We start from the raw sequence: 20,309 nt of genomic DNA, 5'->3' as shown, positions 1-20,309 counted from the left end.
ACAGATTATGGCAGATCAGAAGCTGATTGACGAGGTAGGGAAATACATAGACAAGTATTATGAGCCAGTAAAAGATGATATCAAAATGGATAAAGAAATGAAATCCATTTTTGATAAAATTACAAAATTCCGGAAAAAGAGAGCCGAAGAAAAGGCTTTACAGGAAGAGCCGGTAAAAGAAAGCAGTTTTTCAGAAAAAGCATTACCAGAAGAATTTGATGTTTCAACGATGCAGAAGACGAAAATACAAAAAGGTATGTCTTCTACGATGTCAGTAAACAGAAACATTGATAATCTGATGAATCAGCTGGAGGAAACATTTTCACAGAGATTACTCCGAATGATCGATGAGCGTGGTATGACTGATTCAGAAGCATATACAAAGGCATATGTGGATCGTCGACATTTTTCAAAAATCCGGAAAGATGTCAATTATGTTCCAAATAAAAAAACGGTACTGGCTTTTACGATTGCCTTGGAATTATCCCTGGATGAAGCAAAGGATTTACTGGCAAGTGCCGGTTTCGCATTATCCAGAAGTTCAAAAACAGATATTATCGTGGCATATTTCTTGCAGAATAAGATTTATGATATGTTTGAAATCAATGATGTGCTGGATGCGTATGGACAACCAGTGTTTTAACAAAATATTTTGGTGCAATGTCACCTGACAGGCGACCAACCCAGTTGGTTCTGTAGATAAAATGTGATTAACAACAAATATCAGAGGAGGAAATCCCAAAAGGGGATACCACAATGGCTTGAAGAACAAGCTAGTAAGGAGGAAATCACATGAATACAGAATTAACTGAGTTGGTTTTTATTTTGGACAGAAGTGGATCGATGGGTGGCTTGGAAAGTGATACGATCAGTGGCTTTAATGGCATGATCGCAAAACAAAAGGCACAGGGAAAGAAAGTGAATGTGACTACTATTTTATTTGATGATGAAGTAGATATCATCCATGACAGATTCCCGGTGGAGATCATCGAACCACTCACAGAGAAGGAGTACTTTGTACGTGGCTGTACCGCTTTATTAGATGCAGTTGGAACAGCGATTGAAAAAATGGAAAATGTACAGAAACATCTCCCAGAGGATCACAGGGCAGGAAAAATCATATTTGTTATTACTACAGATGGATTAGAAAATTCCAGTGAGCATTTCACACAGGAGCAGATCAAGCGAAAGATAGAAGCTAAGAAAGAATGTGGATGGGAATTTCTGTTCCTGGGTGCCAATATTGATGCAGGAAGAGAGGCTGAAAAGATAGGGATTGCCAGAAACAGATCTGTAACTTATGAAAATGATTCCAAGGGCGTTGAATTAAATTTTAAAGCTGTAGGAAAAGCAATTTCAAAGGCTGTTGATAATGATGCAATGATGGATTTTATGGACGATCATTGGGCGGATGAGATTCAGGCATATAAAGAAGGAAAAAAATAGACTGGAAAAACTACTGGAAATGGTAGAGACGGAATTGAAAATGAAAAATTTGGAGGAAAAAGATTATGGCTATGACAACATGCCCGAATTGCGGCGAGCAAATATCAGATAAGGCGAAGAAATGTGTGCATTGTGGAACCGTGTTGGTTCCAGAAGAAAAGAAATACTGTCCGGACTGCGGAGCGGAACTGGAAGAAGGAATGGATATATGTCCGAAATGCGGTTGCCCAATAGAAAACATTATTGAGACAGAAAAAACTCCACAGCAGGTAGAAGTCACCGGTGTGAAGATAACCAAAAAATCAAAGAAAATAATTGTGATTGCAACGATAGCAGTTCTTGTTGCGGCAATCATCACAGCCATTGGAGTACAGACACATAAGAAGAATGTGGCAGCGAAGGCAGTGACAGAGGCCCAGAAACAAAGCGAGAAATATGGGACAAATTTGAATATGGCAGCATATTCCATGCTTTCAGGAGCCAGTGATGCGGAAACATGCGGTAATCTGATCAAGCAGGTATGGTACAACGCAATTTATAAAGAAAGTGATAGCACGACAAATAAATATACAAAACCGGATGGATACTTTGTATCTGACTTTAATGATGTCCTGCAAAATCTCTTTTCAGATAGCAGTTTCAGTGGACAAATAGCGGATATCAATAGCAATAAAGATACTGTAAACTCCCTGATGAAGAAATTAAAGAATCCACCAGAAGAGTATAAAGATGCTTATGAATCCCTTTTAAAGTTATATGATGCCTATATATCACTGACAAATCTGGTTACGGATCCAACAGGAAGTCTGCAGACCTATTCCCAGAATTTCAATGATGCAGACAATGAGACACTGAACTGCTATAACGCACTAAAAATGTATTTGGAAGAATAGGAACAAATCTTATGTGCTGTCATTAGATTTTTTAAATGAATCTTTCGCAAAGTCGAAGCTATCATTTGCACTTATCGTTGAAGAAAAATATACAGTATGATACAATAATAAAGATTGAGAGTATAAGGACGAAAAGAAATAATATACTTTCAAAATACAGGAAAACCATAAGTTTTGTATAACAAAGAGGGAATACATATGGCAGTATCATACAATGGATTATGGAAGTTATTAATTGATAAAAATATGAAAAAAGTGGATATGATGAACCAGGTGGGAATCAGCAGCAGTACTGTGGCAAAAATGACCAATGGAGAGCTGGTTTCCATGAAGGTTCTGGAAAAGATCTGCGAGAAGTTAGATTGTGATTTCGGAGATATTGTCCATTATGAACGCAAGCCGCAAGGTGGCTGCGTTCATGAGCAAGTAGCGAAAGCGGATTGCGAATGTCCGCTGTGCCAGGAAACAAAGGATGGTGGACAGTAATGGAATACAGTGCAGGACTTACATCAAAATTATTCTGGCTGCAAGAGTCCAGAAAAACAGCAGCTTATATTCTGGAAGGACTTAGCAAGGCAGATATCCGCAAGATTGCCTGGGAGGAAAATATCTATCAGGTGAAAGCAGAATATCGAGCTTATGAGGTGTTGAATGGAACGTACCGAAGGGTATCAGCCTTACCAGAAGCAGTATTACAGGCATTTATCACTTGTGATGTAGAAACCGCAAAGATTCTGAATCTGATTGCAATTCTGATGGATAGCAGATTATTTTTTGAGTTTTTACATGAAGTATACGACGAAAAGATTCGATTAGGAGAAAAAGAGATCACAGACCGGGATCTGAATGTCTTTTTTGCAGATAAGGCAATGCAGAGCGATGTGGTTGCCAGCTGGACGGATACTGCAGTACGGAAGTTAAAACAGTGCTTTACCAGAATGATGTTTGAGGCAGGATTACTGGAAAGCAGTGCAAAACCAAGAACAATCAAGCCAATTCATATTGATTACCGTACAGAGGAATTACTGACTGCAAATGGGCTTGGCGAATACTTGAAGGCAGTGAAGGGAGTCTAAGGATGGCAAGATTAAATTTGGAAGAAAGACTGAACCGGATTGAGGATAAGATTTCTGAAAAGTCTTTCCGTGAAAATAAAGGACTTGGAAATGAAGTCGGATATTATGTGTTTGATTACGATCCGAGAGCTGAACTGGAAGTGCGCAATCATATCGCATACTTAAAAGACAGAATCAATAATGGCAATAAAGATTTTAAAATCATAGAATTCGACCTGTTTCATACGATGATTCAGGTGTTGGAGGAAGAAGGATATCTGGGAGCCTTCTTTGATCTGGAAAAAGACAATGGCTTTTTTGATATGGCAGACAGTCTGGTAGAGACATTGGGACTGGATGAAACGAACGAACTGAACCTGATTATCTCAAAGATTTTACAGGAAGATCTGACAGACAGCGTGATTTTTCTGACAGGAGTTGGAAAATGCCATCCGATCATTGCAAGCCATAATATTTTGAACAATTTACATCAGGTACTGGACAGTGTTCCGGTTGTGATGTTTTATCCTGGAGAATACAGCGGACAGGATCTGAAATTATTTGGAACGATGGATTCCAGAAATTATTACCGGGCATTCCGGCTTGTGTAAAACAAAGGAGAAGAAAAATGCAGATTAAAGAGATGTTTGAGAAACAGATTGACCGTGATATTAAGGGCGTAATCAAAGTTGGTCAGTCTGATGAAGAAAACGTATATCAGGAATTGGACGAATATGTAGTAACAAAAGAATTGTTAAAACATTTCCGTGATTTTTTCGATAACTATGAAAAGGGGATCAATAACAATACAGACAAAATGGGTGTCTGGATCTCCGGTTTCTTTGGAAGTGGTAAATCTCACTTCTTAAAGATTCTTTCTTATCTGTTAAAAAATAGTGTGGTAGAAGGAAAGAGAGCTATTGAATACTTTACAGACGGAAAGAAAATTGACGATCCGATGCTGATTGCCAAGATGACCAATTCTGGAACGATTTCTTCTGATGTCATGCTCTTTAATATTGATTCCAAAGGATCTGCAAAGGTTGGATCAGGGAAAGAAGCCATCGTGGAAGTTTTCATGAAGGTATTTAATGAAATGCAGGGATACTGCGGATCTATTCCATATCTTGCAGAATTTGAACGTCAGTTGGATAACGAAGGCAGATTTGAAGAGTTCAAAGAGAAATTTGAAGAGATTGCAGGGGCACCTTGGGAGAAAAAGAGACAGGCTTTTGCAGTTATTCAGGATAAAATCGTAAAAACAATCGTGGCTATGGATTTCATGAGTGAAGAGGCTGCCCGCAACTGGTGTAAGAATGCAAAGGGAAGCTATGACCTCAGTATTGAGAAGTTTGTATCTCTGGTCAAAGAGTACTGTGAGAAAAAAGGACCGAACCATCACGTTATTTTTCTTGTAGATGAGATCGGACAGTACATTGCGGATGATACACAGTTAATGCTGAATCTGCAGACCATCGTAGAAGATCTGGGAACTGTCTGCAGAGGAAAAGCATGGGTCATCGTTACCAGCCAGGAAGATATTGATTCTATCACAAAGACAAAAGGCAATGACTTCTCCAAGATTCAAGGACGTTTTGATACCAGATTATCCCTGTCTGCATCCAATGTAGATGAAGTTATCCGTAAACGTATCCTGGAGAAAAATGAGATTGCAGAGTCTGCATTGAAGCTGTTATATGAGCAGAAAGAATCCATTATCAAGAATCTGATCACATTTACAGCAGATACAGCAGATAAGAAATTATATACAGATAAAACAGATTTTGCGGACTGCTATCCGTTTATTCCATACCAGTTCAACTTACTTGGACAGGTACTGACAGCGGTACGTACTCATGGAGCCAGCGGAAAGCATTTATCCGACCAGTCCCGTTCTATGCTGGCACTGTTCCAGGAATCTGCAATCCGGTTAAAGGACAGCCAGGAAGGTGTACTGGTACCGTTCAGCTATTTCTATGATCCGCTGCATAAATTCATTGACCATCAGCACAGCCAGGTCATTATGGATGCAGAGGATAACAGCAGACTGAACGAGTTCGATGTGGAACTGCTGAAAGTGCTGTTTATGATTAAATACGTCAAAGAGATCAAAGCAAATGTAGATAACCTTACTACGCTGATGATTTCCAATATTGACGATGACCGTATTGAAATCCGTGGAAAGATCGAAGAATCCTTAAAGAAACTGATCCGGGAGACACTGGTACAGAAGAATGGAGAAATCTATATCTTCCTGACCAATGAAGAGCAGGAAATCAATAATGCCATCAATAACGAATCCGTAGAAATGGGTGAGATTATCGGAGAGGCATCTACTGTAATCTTCGAGGAAATCTTTACAGATAAGAAATATCGTTACAGCAGCCGTTATTTATTCCCATTCAATCAGAAAGTAGATGACCGGTACTTCAAGGGAAATCAGTCCAATGATATTGGAGTATCCATCATCACACCATATGGAGAAGATTATCCGGATTCTGCTCTGCGTATGCTTTCCGCACAGGAACATAGTGTAATTGTAAAATTACCGAACGATAGTACCTTCCTGGATGAGATTACCGACTCTATCAAAATTTATAAGTTCCTGAATAAAAATGCTTCTGGCGCAAGAGGAAGCTTTGACAGCATTCGCCGTGCAAAAGAAGATGAACGTATTGAAAAGAAAGACCGTATTCGCATCTTTATTGAGGATGCCCTGAAACATGCAGATATCTATGTGAATGGTGATAGAGCAAATATTTCAGCCAAAGAGCCGGCAAGCCGTATCAATGAAGCACTTGGCAAGTTAGTAGCTATGCAGTATAACAAGCTGACCTATATGGAGACAGCTCCGGAGCTTTCCGATATCGCTGCCGTATTCAATGGCAACGATGGACAGCTTTCTTTCCTTGGAACCAGTGATACAACACCGAATAAATTAGCATTGGAAGAAGTGATTCAGGTCATCGGTCTTAACAACGCAAGACATATGAAGACTTCTCTGAAATCTCTGCAGGATAAATTCGGGGCAGCTCCGTATGGCTTTGATCCGAAAGATGTGCAGTGGCTGGTTGCTATGCTCTTTAAGATGGGAAGAGTATCACTTACCTATAACAGCCAGAGTTTATCTATGTTGTCCAATACAAAAGATGAACTGGTACGTTACCTGACAAAACGTGAATTTGTCGAGAAACTGCTCATTGATATTAGAGAACGGGCGACAGACGGACAGATTCGTTCCGTAAAAGAAATATTGAAGGATTATTTTGGCTATTCCTTATCCAGCGATGATGACGATACCATCATGAGAAGTTTTAAGAATAAAGCACAGGATAAACTGGATACATTCGGTGAAATCATGATTGAATATCGTGTAAATCCGAAGCTGCCATGCAAATCCTTAATGGAACAGGCGAAGAAAAATCTGGAAGAACTTCTTGCAATCAAAGAGCCGGTAGAGTTCTTTAAAACAGTAGATAAAAAGCGAGATGATCTGTTAGACGATGCAGATGATACTGCACCGGTATTCGATTTCTTTAAAGGCGGTCAGAAAAAGATCTTCGAAAAAGCATTGGAACAGATCCAGATGTTTGAAAACAGTAAGACCTATGTCCGAGAACAGGAAATCATGGATAATGTTGCCCAGATGGAAGCCATTGTGACAGCAAAAAAACCATTTGGACAGATTCAAAAACTGCCAGATATGTCTATGAAATTCGTACAGCAGTATGGAACTTTACTGGAAAAAGAAGCAGAAGAGATGCGCCCAATCGTGGATGATGATCTGGAAAAAGTGTTACATACACTGGATGAAAAAGAATTTGCACCTGTATTCAGAGATAAGTTCGTAAATGCCTTTGCAGAATTAAAACAGAAACTGGATACATCTCATGAGATTGCGGCAGTGAAGAATATTAGACTAGAAAGTGATACATTGAAGCTTCGCTGCATGGATGAGATCACAGAGTATGAAGAAGCACATCGTCCAAAACCGGTACATCCTGTACCTCCGGTAACACCACCTACAGGTGGCGGTCATACAGAACCACCGAAGCCAGTAACACCGCCAGTGCAGCTAAAGCCAAAGAAACGTAAGAATGTATCTATCAGTAACGTGGCAGGTGCGAGAACCTATTTGATTGAAAATGAACAGGATATTGATGAGTTCTTGGCAGAGATGAGGAAAAAATTATTAAACGAGCTGGATGAAAATACGATTATTACATTAAGCTAATCATTCCAGTGGGAGGAAACAGTACATGAACAAGAATGCGATAAAGAAATTTGCCATAGAAGCAAGAAAAAAACTGATTGATTCTGTTACAGATAAAGCCGGTATGCTCGGTATCACAGAGAAATCCTGCAGTGAACCGATTACCAAGGGAGCAGATTTTGAAGTATATCAGACGGTTGCAGGAACAGAAGTAACACTGAATAAAAGGCAGTGTGAACAGAGAAGACGACTGGTATCCCAGATTGAATCCCGTGGATTTGAGGCAGTTGTAGAAGAAGTAGCTTATACCTGGTTCAACAGAATCTGTGCGATCCGTTTTATGGAAGTGAACGACTATCTTCCAAACAGAGTTCGTGTACTTTCTTCCGAAAAAGAAGGGAAGATGGAGCCGGATCTTGTAACACAGGCACCAGATGTGGATTTAGACCTGACAGTGCAGGAAAAAGAAGAGATTATCAACTGGAAAACGAGTGGTGCATCAGAAGATACGGATAAAATGTTTGGCAAATTGTTCCTGAAACAGTGCCATCAGTTGCATGATGTCCTGCCGGGACTGTTTGAGGCAGACTCTGATTATATGGAATTGCTGTTTGGTATTTCCTACACCAATAAAGATGATGTCATCTATATGCTGGTAAATCCGGAGATAGGTATTCCAGAAGCGGATTTTAATGTATCTACACTGGATGAAGAAGGGAACCCAACAGGACAGGTGGAGATTATCGGATGGCTGTATCAGTATTACAATACAGAATTGAAAGATGATACCTTCGCAAAATTGAAAAAAAATGTAAAGATTACGAAAGAGCGAATACCGGCAGCAACTCAGTTGTTTACACCAGACTGGATTGTCCGGTATATGGTAGAAAACTCTGTGGGAAGAATCTGGATTGAGCATTTACGGGCAGTAGATCCAAGTACAGATGAAAAAGCAACCGCAGAAAGATTCGGATGGAAATATTATCTCCCAGAAGCAGAACAGGAAGAATCCGTTAATGTAAAACTGGCAGAAATCCGTACTACATACAAAGAGCTGAAACCAACAGACATTACCTGTATTGATCCTTGTATGGGAAGTGGTCACATCCTGATTGCTATGTTTGATGTGCTGATGGATATCTATGAAAGCGCAGGATATGACAAGAGAGAAGCTGCATTTGAAATTGTAGAACACAATATTCATGGACTGGATATTGACCAGAGAGCTTATCAGCTGGCATATTTTGCAGTTATGATGAAAGGTCGTGGTTATAACAGACGATTCCTGCGTGGAAGAGACGGAAAGCCAGAACCAAAAGTGTATGCGATTGTGGAGAGTAATGAAATCAATCGGAATCATCTGCAGTTCTTTGGAACACATTTGAGTGCGATGGAAAGAAATCTGGCTGTGATGCAGATAGAAGGACTGCTGGACACATTTAAAGATGCCAGAGAATATGGGTCTATCTTGAATGTAGATGCTTGTGATTGGGAGGTATTGGAAAGATTTGTGGATGATTTGGGTATAACTGGACAGATTTCATTTGAAAGTGTGGGAAGTGAAGAAACACAAGAAAACTTAGGAAAACTGATAAAAGTAGCGAAAAATTTGGAACAGAAATACGATGCTGTAGTGACAAATCCACCGTATATGGGAGCTTCTGGAATGGGAGTCCAACTATTAAAGTATGTGAAAGATAATTATCCGGATAGTAAAAGTGACTTATTTGCTGTTTTTATTGAAAAATGTGGTCAGATGATAAAGAAAAATGCATATCAGGCGATGATAACACAGCATACATGGATGTTTCTTTCTAGTTTTGAAAAGCTGAGAAATAAACTGCAAATGATGGATATTGTGAACATGGCACATCTTGGACCGAGAGCGTTTGAGGAGATTGGTGGGGAAGTAGTACAGACTACAAGTTTTGTGATAAGAAAAAATCATATTAAAAAGTATAAAGGAACATATTGTAGACTGATAGAACCAACAACACAACAGGGAAAAGAAAAACTCTTTTTACAGAAGCAAAATAATTATGATGAAACACAAGAGTATTTCAAAATAATTCCAGGTAACGTGTTCGCATATTGGCTTGGCAATGGATTTGTTAATATTTTTAAAAAAAATAATGTACTAGCAGAAATATCATATCCTAAGCAAGGTCTACATACTGGAAATAATAATTTATATTTAAGATTATGGTATGAGGTAAACTACTCAGATATAATGTTACAGAATTGCTCTGAATGGAATGATGAATATAAATGGGCAAAATTAAATAAAGGTGGAGCATTTAGAAAATGGTTCGGAAATACAGACTACGTTATTGACTGGAAAAACAATGGAAACAGAATAAAAAATAATGGAAAATCTGTAGGCGCAAATAATACTTCGTTTTTTAAAAATATAATAGGTTTCACGGATTTGACAACATATAAACCGTCGTTTAGAAAATATGGAAAAGGATTTGTTTATGATGTATCCGGTCCATCGTTAGTTAATGAGGGCTCTGAGTTTAGCGATGATTATTTGCTTGGATTACTAAATAGTAAAATAGTTGAATTAGCTATGAATGTTTTAAGCCCAACTTTGCATATGAATCAAACAGCACTCAGTAAGATATCTTTTGAAAAACCAGAAAAAGAGATTTTAACTAAAATTGAAAGAATAAGTAATGAATGTGTTGGAATTAGCAAGCACGATTGGGATTCATTTGAAACTTCATGGGATTTTAAGGAACATCCACTCATTCGTAATAAGATGTTTGATGATAAAGAAGTGCAGGAAGATTTAAAACATAACATCTATGACATGAATCAAATGTCAGAAGCGTACAACAGGTGGAAAAATGAATGCTTTCTTCACTTTATAGAATTGAAGAAAAATGAGGAAGAATTAAACCGTATTTTTATCAATATCTACGATTTACAGGATGAACTAACACCAGAGGTTGAGGATAAGGACATAACTGTTAGAAAGGCTGATCTTAATAGAGATATTCGTTCATTTATTTCTTATGCTGTTGGCTGTATGTTTGGTCGTTATTCTCTTGATGAAGATGGTTTAATCTATGCAGGTGGTGAATGGAACAGTAGTAAATATAAAACATTCCTTCCAGATGATGATAATTGCATTCCAATTACTGATGAAGAATATTTTTCCGATGATATTGTCGGTCGTTTCGTAGAATTTGTTAAAATAGTTTACGGGGCAGATACATTGGAAGAAAATCTTGATTTTGTTGCAAATGCATTAGGCAACAAAGGTGATACTTCGAGAGAAATTATCCGGAATTATTTTCTGAAAGATTTTTATGCAGACCATCTGAAAGTATATCAGAAGCGACCGATTTACTGGCTATTTGACAGTGGAAAGCAGAATGGATTTAAAGCACTGATTTATATGCACCGTTATGATGCTGATACCGTGGGACGTGTAAGAACAGATTATTTACACCAAGCACAGAAGTATGTAGAGACAGCTATGCAGAGCGCTCAGTATACTATTGACAATGCATCATCAGCTTCAGAAAAGTCGAAGGCAACCAAAGCAGTGACGAAATATACAAAGCAGCTTGCAGAAATGAAGATTTATGATGAAGCCATTGCGCATATTGCCAACAAAAGAATTGAAATTGATCTGGATGATGGGGTAAAAGTCAACTATGCAAAATTCCAAGGAGTAGAAGTGGCGCAGGAAGGAAAGAAAGCATTAAAAGTGGATTTGCTGGCAAAGATATAGATGAAGGATGGTGAGAAAAATGTATTTAGAAAAGATTCATATAGAGAATTATAAAGCAATTGAAAAATTGGATGTTGATTTAAAACCAGGAGTGAATCTGATTATTGGTGATAATGGAGCAGGAAAAACTTCTGTTCTAGAGGGTATTGCGGTAGCTCTTGGAGGCTTTTTTGTTAACGTAGCAGGTGTTAGTACTAAGAATATTGTAAAAGATGATGTACGTATGAGTATAAAACCCATTGGAGATTCTTCAACAACGATTGAATATTATGAACCAGTGTCAGCTGGCTGTACGCTTCACGTAACTGAAAAACAGGATTTTGCATGGAACAGAATCAAGGAAGAAGTATCTGCTACCCATACCAAGATTGACGATAAAAACGTGTGTGTATGGATGAAGAAACTTACAAATAATTCAGATACTATATTGCCGTTGATTAGTTTTCAAAGTGCTGCCAGGGCATGGAGAGTAAGAAGAGGAGATTTTGGAACAGAATTAAAGAAGAAATTGGATGATAGACGATGTGGGTATATCGGATGTTTGGATTCTTCAATGGATGTAAAATCTATTCAACAGTGGTGTCTAAAACAGGAAGTAGTGCGTTCAAATAAAAGAACAGTGCGAGAATATGAAATGTTTAAAAATATAGTGGCTTCGTTTATGAAGGAAATTAATGAACTGACCGAGGTTCCTTCAATTTATTACTCGCCGCAGTTTACAGAATTGGTTTATAAGGACAATAAGACGGAGATGCCAATTTCAAAGTTGAGTGCTGGTTATCAGTCTCTATTGTGGATGGTTATGGATCTGGCGTATCGGGTATGTATGCTTAATCCAGAACTCGAAAGCAGGGACCAGATTATGGGCATTGTGCTTATAGATGAAATTGATTTGCACCTTCATCCAAAGTGGCAGTGGAATGTAATTGATGCATTGCAAAAAACATTTGCAGGTGTTCAATTTATCATTGCAACGCATTCACCAATTGTAATTTCTGCATCAAAAGATGCAAATCTAATTCTTTTGGATGGTAACGGGACGGTAAGCTACTTACCGGATTGCTATGGATATGAAGTAGAGGATGTGTTGCGTTTTCGTCAGGAGAGTGTATCAAGACCAAAGAAAGTAAAGATGTTAGTTGATGAGATAGATAATGCAATCGATGATACCAACTTTGATAAAGCAGAAGACTCATTGGAAAGATTGAAAGAGGTGCTAGGGGATGATAATTCAGAGTACAAGAAGATGGCAGGAATGATTTCGGATGCAAAATTGATAGAGGAGTGCTGATATGCTGTATATAGAAAAAGAAGGCTTACCCAATGATGTAAACCGAAAAATTATAGAATTGAGCAAAAGCGAAAAATGGAAAAACGTGAGTGAGGATGATACAGCAGCAATCCGTAATGTTTTCGACAATGATTTTCCAAAGAACGAGGTGAAAGAAATTTTGCTTCACGAACAACATGGAATTTGCGCTTATTGTATGAAACGTATCCGTATGGACAATCATTCTAGAGTGGAGCATCTTGTACCATTGAGCAAAAATAAAGAAATGGCAATTGATTATAATAATATGCTTGGAGTATGTGATGGTGGTGAGAAAGTTACAGGAAAGAAGGAACATATTCTTTGTTGTGATGCACATAAAAAAGAAACAGAAATAACGATTAATCCGTTTAATAAGTCTCAGATGGATAAGATTGCATATGATTCAGAAGGAAAAATTTACACGAAGCCTAGAGATGATGAGATGGAAAAAGATATAAATGAAACTCTGCTACTGAATGGCATTCAGAAAAAGGATGGAACAGTAAGAGATACGTCTACAGAATTGTTGAAGGGGAGAAAAGATGCCTATGGCAGAGCAAAAAGAATGATGAAAAGATTGAATACAAAAGGAAAATGTACATCAGCAACGCTTAAAAAGATAATGGATGAGTTATACAATAGAGAAGAAAGAGAAGAGTTTGTTGGTGTTCAGCTTTATTATTTCAGAAAACATTACAATTCACTGATTTGCAGAGGTATGTAATATATGATTTAGGAATCACATTACCGATTATCGAACACAAAAGTGTTTGATAACTGATCCAGATATTGCGGCTACAAGAACATCTCTGGATGTGGAGAGAATATTGGGAAAATAGAGTATGCAAGTCTTGTACAGGAAAGAAATTCAACTTCGTATTGTGGATCGTCATTTTCTGGATTGAGAGCAAATTAAAGATATCATAAACTGTGCAGAAATCAGGCACAAACAAACTTAAAGGTGGCAAAGATGGATTTACAAAATATACAAGAACAACTAAACAATGAATTTTCTAAAGAAGATACCCGGATTATATTCTGGTTTGATGATAAAGGAGAATATGAAGACGAAGTATCTGAGCTACAGTTGGATAATGCAAAATTACATATTCTGGATGGTACGAGCTGGTTCTATTCCAAATGGTTATTGAATGAGTCAGATACAGAAAACAAGTATCTTGTATATGCACCGTTTCCAAAACCAAGTGATGCAGAAAATCCATTAGCAGATATGTATTATTACTCGGTGACCTATTACACGGACCGGATATCCCAGATGTCACAGGAAATAGGAATTGATAATCGATTTAAAGAACATCTGGCGCAGTATAGTAACTTCTGGAAGAACAAAGATCGTATTGAGAAGTTTAAAGAACTTGGCATAGACCATTTCAATGTGGAAACCATTGATATTGGTCTTATTGCTGTGCTTACAGATGTAAAGACCCCGAATTTTGAAGAGATTACAAGACAGTTATTATTAAATGATAACGAAGCATACATGAAAGCCTTGGAGGATAACGGACTTTTAGATAAGTTTTGGGAGTTATGTGAGAAGTATTTCGGATATCAGTCTGAAAATCCGAACGTAGATGATCTGGCAGCATGTATGTTATTGACTTATGCATCAGTAGCGTTGAAAGATACATGGCCAGTTGTTTTGAAATCTTATGTGTTAAAAAAGAAGAATGATGTTGTAGTATTTGTCCGGAATTTGATGGACAATGTGCTTTATCAAGATGCGTATGATGCATTATCAGAAAAAGTGGACAAGACGTTACGGGTAGTGAGCAGAATCCGGGATGAACTGAAAAAAGATGCTGACAAATCAAAAGATCAGTCTGCACAGCTTCTGGATATTGCAAATTGTGATGCGTTCAGAGGATTGGATAATATCTTAATTGACTGGGCACTGGATCAGTTGAATGATGAGATTCTGGATGCTCAGATTGATGGCATGAACCTTGCTCAGATCGCAGAGCAGCGAACAGCAAAGTCCTGCCATTTTGGAAATGTATATAAAAACGAATATCAGGCAATCAAATACGCTTACCAGATGATGAAAGCAATCTCCGTTCTGGAAGTGACCAGTGATATTAAGGCTATGGTAGCTGATTATCAGAAACAGACATATTTGGTTGATTCTTATTATAGATGGTTTTACAGTGCCTATGACTGTATAGAAGAAACAGAGAGATTTTCACAGGTAAGAGAACGGATTGAGAATATGTATTCTTTTACCTATCTGCAGAAAGTAACACCGAAGTGGAATCAGGAGCTGACGGAGAATTTAATGGCAGATACTGGATTAAAACGTCAGGAAGACTTTTATCGCAATTATCTGAAAGCTTATGAAGGAAAGAATCGTGTCATCGTTATTATTTCTGATGCATTCCGATATGAATGTGCAAAGGAATTGATGGAACGACTGGAACTGGATGAAAAGTGTACACCGAAATTGGAGTGTATGATCAGTGGACTGCCGTCTGTAACATCAGTGGGCATGGCAAGTCTTTTGCCGCATAAGGAATTGCAGGTAGATGATAAGTTGAATGTCACAGTAGACGGACAGAGTTGCGGTGATCTGACATCCAGAGACAAGATTTTAAAGGTACAGAATGAAAATAATGTAGCATTAGCTTTTGATGAAGTGGCAAGTGCTAATAAAGAGAAAATTCGTGAATTGCTGCAGAAGAAGAATATCGTATACATTTATCACAATCAGGTGGATGCTCGTGGGGATAAGCCTGCCAGTGAAAGTGAAGTATTTACAGCGTGTTCAGAAGCAATTGAAGAAATTCATAAGCTGATCAAGAAACTGACCAGCTATATATCAGCACCGAAATTCTTTGTCACAGCAGATCATGGTTTTCTGTATAAAAGAGATAAGTTGCATGAATTTGATAAGGTATCCTATGACCGGGAAATCTGTACATATTCCAATAAACGGTTCCTACTTACAACACAGAAGGTAAACGAACCGGGAATGAAGTCCAGATTGATGGCATATATGAACAATTTATATGTGACAACGCCGATTGGAGCAGACATATTCAAAGTGGCCGGTGGTGGACAGAACTATGTGCATGGTGGTTCTTCTCTTCAGGAGATGATAATTCCGGTAATTGAGTTGACAACAAATACCAGAGCGGTTGCTTACGATTATGTAGATGTGATTCTTACTTCCGTGAACCGAAAAGTGACAAATCTGATTACTTACTTTGATTTTATCCAGACAGAGAAAGTAACTGATACTATGAAAGCAAGAAGTTTGGTGGCTTATTTTACTACAGAAGATGGAGAAAAGATTTCCTTTGATGTGCCGATTGTTGCGAACAGCCGGGAAGATGCACCAGAGAAGAGAACGTTCCATGAAAAGTTTACATTGAAGTCCAGAGAATATAAGTATGGTGATAAGTATTATTTGGTACTGGCAGATGCGAATGATGAGAAGAATATTCTGCAGCGGTATGAGTTTATGATTGATATTGCATTTGTGGATGATTTTGGATTTTAACTAAGGAGAAATATGGAAAATGAATAACATTATTCTTACAACGAGTGCTGTTATGATGGAAACCATGTGGGAAGAAAAAAGGAATGATTTACTTGATTTAATAACCCCATTTATATTGTATTCCATAGCACAAAAAACATCTATTGGTGGAGAAATAAAAATCGATTATATTGTGCAAAGTATGGGGGCTTTTTATGGTTATAAAGATATTCCAGAGTCGGTTATAAAAAAAATATTGAATAGAAATCCTAAAAAATGTATAAAGAGAGAACGAAAAAAATATTTTTTAATAAAAGACCTCGGTGAATTTGCTGATAATTTCGATAAAAGATGTAAAGAATGCGATGATAGAGTGAATAAAATTGGCGATAAATTAGCATTTTATTTAAGAAATCATTGTACACGATGGAAACAGAATTATACATCAGAGGAGAGCATTCTACGTCTACAGGATTTTTTCTCTAGATATGGATTGTTTGTAGGGATAGATAGATTAGAACAGCAAATAGAATTATCACCTAAAGAGCATGAAATAGATTACTATATTGGTAGATACATATTTGATAATAAAAAAGATAATACAATAGAATATAGAGACATTCTGGATTTAGTAAAAGGGTATTTTTTAAAGACAGTAGTATATTTGCAACCTGAAAATGGAAATTTACTATCTGCAAATTATCGAAATGTAGATTTCTATTATGATACCCCAATTCTTTTAAACTTATTGGGCTATCAATCAGAAGAAGAGAAAAAGGCTGCTAATTTATTGCATGAACAATTAAAAAAACAAAAAGCTAATTTTTGTTTTTTTTATCATGCTGAAACTGAAATGAAAAATATTTTATCAGCTTATCAACACTCGCTGAGATCAGGCAAATATACAGGAAGAACTTTGGAGGGATTAGACAGAAAAAAATATACTGTCAGTGGTGTAGAACGTTTAAAAGATAATTGGAAAAGTCAATTAAAAAATACATTTCAGATTATTGAAAAAAATATCCCAGAGTATACAGTTAAAGAAAATGGAACAGTGGATGAAAGTGAAGTACTGGATGAAAAAGAACTAATAGCAAGTATACGTAAACGTGCTAAAAGTTACAAGCAAGAAAATATCGAAAGAGATGTAGATTCAATACTTGCAATACATAGATTACGTAATAATTATGTGTGTGAAAATATTGAAAATGCAAGAGCAATATTTGTGACAAATAATTTCGATTTAGCGAATTCAGTTAATTATTATTATAAAAGAAATGTTAATAAAAAAGCTTTTCCATTAGTGCTTACTTCAGCAGAATTATCGGCCATGCTTTGGGTAAAAAATGGGACAAGTACTGATTTGCCAGAAAAACAGTTGTTAAATAACGCATATGCGGCATTACAACCTATGCCGGAATTACTTAATAAGCTATCAGAAGTGTTAGAACAAATGAAGTTGGAGGGGAAAGTGACTTCAGAAGAGGTTACTGCACTTAGAACAAGCCATTACGTACATAGAGAATTGTGGAAAGAAACATTTGGAGATGAGAACCTAACCAATGAAAATACTATAATGGAAATCAAACAAAAATATGATGATAGCATTATAGTAAATTATAAGCAAGAAAAAGAACTTGAAAAGGCAGAAGAAAAGCAAAAACTATATGAAAATGCCCAGTTAAGCGCTCTTAAGGCAGGAAAAAATGCTAAACAAAAATGGCTTAGACGGTTAAGAAATGGATGTAAAATAATTGCTGCATTGATATTTGTAGGATGTCTATGTGCAACAATAAAAACCTGGGGTGATTTCAAGTGGAATATATTTTTTGTAATTGTTATAGGAATTGCTGTTCTATCTCTATATGATATATGTAAGGCAAGAGAACAATTTATAGATAGAGTATTAGTTAAAATTGCTAATCATCAAGAAACTCGTGTTATAGAAAAGAAGAAAAGCGAGTATTTGAAATTGTTTGAAGAAGAAAAATAAAACTTATGTAATTTTCAACGTGGAGGTACCAAAGTTATGGAAGATTCGTTTTTAGAAATAGATGATAAAAGAGAAGAAATAAAGCAAAAACTCCGTCAATACTATGACGGTCGTATTGTCCGGAAGGATTTAACCAAGTCCATCCGTGAGGGAGCCAATGTTCCGGTTTATGTACTGGAATATCTCCTTGGACAATACTGTAATTCCGACGATGAGGAGATTATTGAAGAAGGTGTAGAGAATGTAAAGCGTATTTTGAGAGATAATTATGTGCGTCCGGATGAGGCACAGAAGATTCTCTCTCTTTTGCGTGAAAGAGGCAGTTATACCGTGATTGACCGTATTACGGTTGTGTTGAATACGAAAGAAGATCGTTATGAAGCGACTTTCTCCAATCTGGGTGTAAAAGGAATTCCGATTCACCCGGATTATGTAAAGGATTATGACCGTCTGCTCTGTGGTGGTATCTGGTGTATCCTGCAGATGGAATATGAGTTTATTGAGGAAGATAAGAAGAATACGCAGCCAATCCGTATCCGTAAGTTGACACCAATTCAGATGCCACATGTAGATATGGATGAAGTGAGAAATGGAAGAAAAGCATTTACAAAAGAGGAATGGATGGATATCCTGCTTCGCTCTACAGGTTTGGAGCCGGAAAGTTTCAGTGAGAGAGCAAAATGGCTTTTAATTGCACGTATGATTCCACTTGTAGAGAATAACTTCAATCTTTGTGAATTGGGACCACGTTCTACTGGTAAATCTTACATATATGAGCAGATTTCTCCGAACAGTATTCTAGTTGCCGGAGGACAGACAACCGTAGCAAACCTCTTTTATAACATGTCCAATCATACAGTAGGTCTTGTAGGTATGTGGGACTGTGTGGCTTTTGATGAGGTTGCTGGTATCAAGTTTAAAGACAAAGACGGTATCCAGATCATGAAAGGATATATGGCATCCGGAGCATTTTCACGAGGAAAAGCAGAGATTCAGGCAAAGGCTTCTATGGTATTTGTAGGAAATATCAATCAGAGCGTAGATACTCTTTTAAAGACTTCCAGCTTATTTGATCCATTCCCACCAGAAATGGGAACAGATACAGCATTCCTGGATCGTATGCATTGTTATATTCCTGGCTGGGAGATTCCGAAATATAGACCGGCTTCTTTTACCAACGATTATGGATTTATCACAGATTATCTGTCAGAGTTTATGCGTGAACTTCGTAAGGACAGCTACAGTGATCTGATGGACAAGTATTTCCGTCTTGGAAACAACCTGAATCAGCGTGATACCATTGCAGTCCGCAAGATGATTTCCGGATTTACAAAACTGTTGTATCCGGATGGAGAAGTAACAAAAGAAGAATTACGTGAGATTGTGGAGATTTCACTGGAACTTCGTCGCAGAGTCAAAGAGCAGTTAAAAAAGATCGGCGGCATGGAGTTCTATGATGTGAATTTCTCTTATACAGACAATGACAGCTTTGAAGAGCATTATGTTTCAGTTCCAGAGCAGGGCGGCGGCAAGCTGATCCCGGAAGGCATAGGAAAACCAGGAGCAGTTTATACTGTTTCAAAATCAAAGACGGGTATGATTGGTTGCTATATGCTGGAAACACAGATGATGCCTGGTAATGGAAAGCTGACCTGTACTGGTATTGGATCAGGAAAAGAGCCGAAAGAAGCAACAAATACAGCGTTTAATTACCTGAAAGCAAATGGAAACCGTATTTCCGGTCAGATTAGTACCACTACAAAGGACTATATCATTAACTATCAGGATATGCAGGGCATTGGAATGACTGGAAATCTGGCATTGCCGACATTGATTGCGATTTGTTCCGCAGCACTTGGAAAGACACCACTTAACAGTCTTGCAATTCTTGGTGAAATCAGTATTGGAGGTACTCTGATCAAGGTAGATGAGCTAGCAAGTACTCTGCAAGTATGTCTGGACAGTGGAGCGAAGAAGGTGTTACTGCCAATTACTTCTGCAGGAGATCTGGGAACTGTACCATCAGATTTGGTTGGTGCATTTAGCCTGATCTTCTATTCTTCCGCAGAAGAAGCAGTATTTAAAGCACTTGGTGTGGAATAAGATTTGACACAGCACAATAGCAGACAAGAAGGTGATGAGTTATTTTTGAACAG

13 protein-coding genes are annotated in these 20,309 nt (G+C 37.6%); all 13 read left to right on the top strand.

The window, feature by feature from the left end; translation table 11 throughout:
- Positions 1-7 precede the first annotated feature (7 nt).
- The 13 genes from CCC70_RS14440 to brxL all read left to right on the top strand — a co-directional run bounded on the left by CCC70_RS14440 (position 8) and on the right by brxL (position 20,256).
- The gene (locus CCC70_RS14440; protein WP_059085678.1) at positions 8-643 is read left to right on the top strand and encodes a hypothetical protein; all 636 of its coding nucleotides are present in this window, start codon (positions 8-10) and stop codon (positions 641-643) included.
- Between the two features lie 149 nt (positions 644-792).
- Positions 793-1,446, top strand: a complete 654-nt coding sequence (locus tag CCC70_RS14435) for a vWA domain-containing protein (RefSeq protein ID WP_287085142.1) — start codon at positions 793-795, stop codon at positions 1,444-1,446.
- Between the two features lie 65 nt (positions 1,447-1,511).
- Entirely contained in the window at positions 1,512-2,339 is an 828-nt protein-coding gene (locus CCC70_RS14430; protein WP_287085141.1) for a zinc ribbon domain-containing protein, read from the top strand.
- 198 nt (positions 2,340-2,537) lie between these two features.
- The gene (locus tag CCC70_RS16610) at positions 2,538-2,825 is read left to right on the top strand and encodes a helix-turn-helix domain-containing protein (protein ID WP_287085140.1); all 288 of its coding nucleotides are present in this window, start codon (positions 2,538-2,540) and stop codon (positions 2,823-2,825) included.
- The gene (locus CCC70_RS14420) at positions 2,825-3,415 is read left to right on the top strand and encodes a DUF1819 family protein (protein WP_270389653.1); all 591 of its coding nucleotides are present in this window, start codon (positions 2,825-2,827) and stop codon (positions 3,413-3,415) included. Before CCC70_RS16610 ends, CCC70_RS14420 begins: the two co-directional genes overlap by 1 nt.
- A gap of 2 nt (positions 3,416-3,417) precedes the next feature.
- Positions 3,418-4,005, top strand: a complete 588-nt coding sequence (locus CCC70_RS14415) for a DUF1788 domain-containing protein (RefSeq protein WP_287085139.1) — start codon at positions 3,418-3,420, stop codon at positions 4,003-4,005.
- Between the two features lie 17 nt (positions 4,006-4,022).
- Entirely contained in the window at positions 4,023-7,628 is a 3,606-nt protein-coding gene (gene brxC, locus CCC70_RS14410; RefSeq protein ID WP_287085138.1) for a BREX system P-loop protein BrxC, read from the top strand.
- Positions 7,629-7,653: 25 nt separating this feature from the next.
- Positions 7,654-11,352 (top strand): BREX-1 system adenine-specific DNA-methyltransferase PglX, encoded by a 3,699-nt coding sequence (gene pglX, locus CCC70_RS14405; RefSeq protein ID WP_287085137.1) that lies wholly within the window; start codon positions 7,654-7,656, stop codon positions 11,350-11,352.
- A gap of 19 nt (positions 11,353-11,371) precedes the next feature.
- The gene (locus CCC70_RS14400; protein ID WP_287085136.1) at positions 11,372-12,643 is read left to right on the top strand and encodes an AAA family ATPase; all 1,272 of its coding nucleotides are present in this window, start codon (positions 11,372-11,374) and stop codon (positions 12,641-12,643) included.
- Position 12,644: 1 nt separating this feature from the next.
- Positions 12,645-13,388, top strand: coding sequence for a retron system putative HNH endonuclease (locus CCC70_RS14395; protein WP_287085135.1), 744 nt, complete (start codon positions 12,645-12,647; stop codon positions 13,386-13,388).
- A 246-nt stretch (positions 13,389-13,634) separates the two neighbouring features.
- Positions 13,635-16,181 (top strand): BREX-1 system phosphatase PglZ type A, encoded by a 2,547-nt coding sequence (gene pglZ / locus CCC70_RS14390; protein WP_287085134.1) that lies wholly within the window; start codon positions 13,635-13,637, stop codon positions 16,179-16,181.
- Positions 16,182-16,200: 19 nt separating this feature from the next.
- Positions 16,201-18,153: a hypothetical protein gene (locus tag CCC70_RS14385; protein ID WP_287085133.1), complete on the top strand. Its 1,953-nt coding sequence runs from the start codon at positions 16,201-16,203 to the stop codon at positions 18,151-18,153.
- Positions 18,154-18,189: 36 nt separating this feature from the next.
- Positions 18,190-20,256 (top strand): protease Lon-related BREX system protein BrxL, encoded by a 2,067-nt coding sequence (brxL, locus tag CCC70_RS14380; RefSeq protein ID WP_287085132.1) that lies wholly within the window; start codon positions 18,190-18,192, stop codon positions 20,254-20,256.
- Positions 20,257-20,309 lie beyond the last annotated feature (53 nt).

It is taken from the genome of Blautia sp. LMAG:89, from assembly GCF_008679485.1.
Classification (GTDB): domain Bacteria; phylum Bacillota; class Clostridia; order Lachnospirales; family Lachnospiraceae; genus Blautia_A; species Blautia_A fusiformis.
This window is presented reverse-complemented; position numbering and strand designations above follow the sequence as displayed.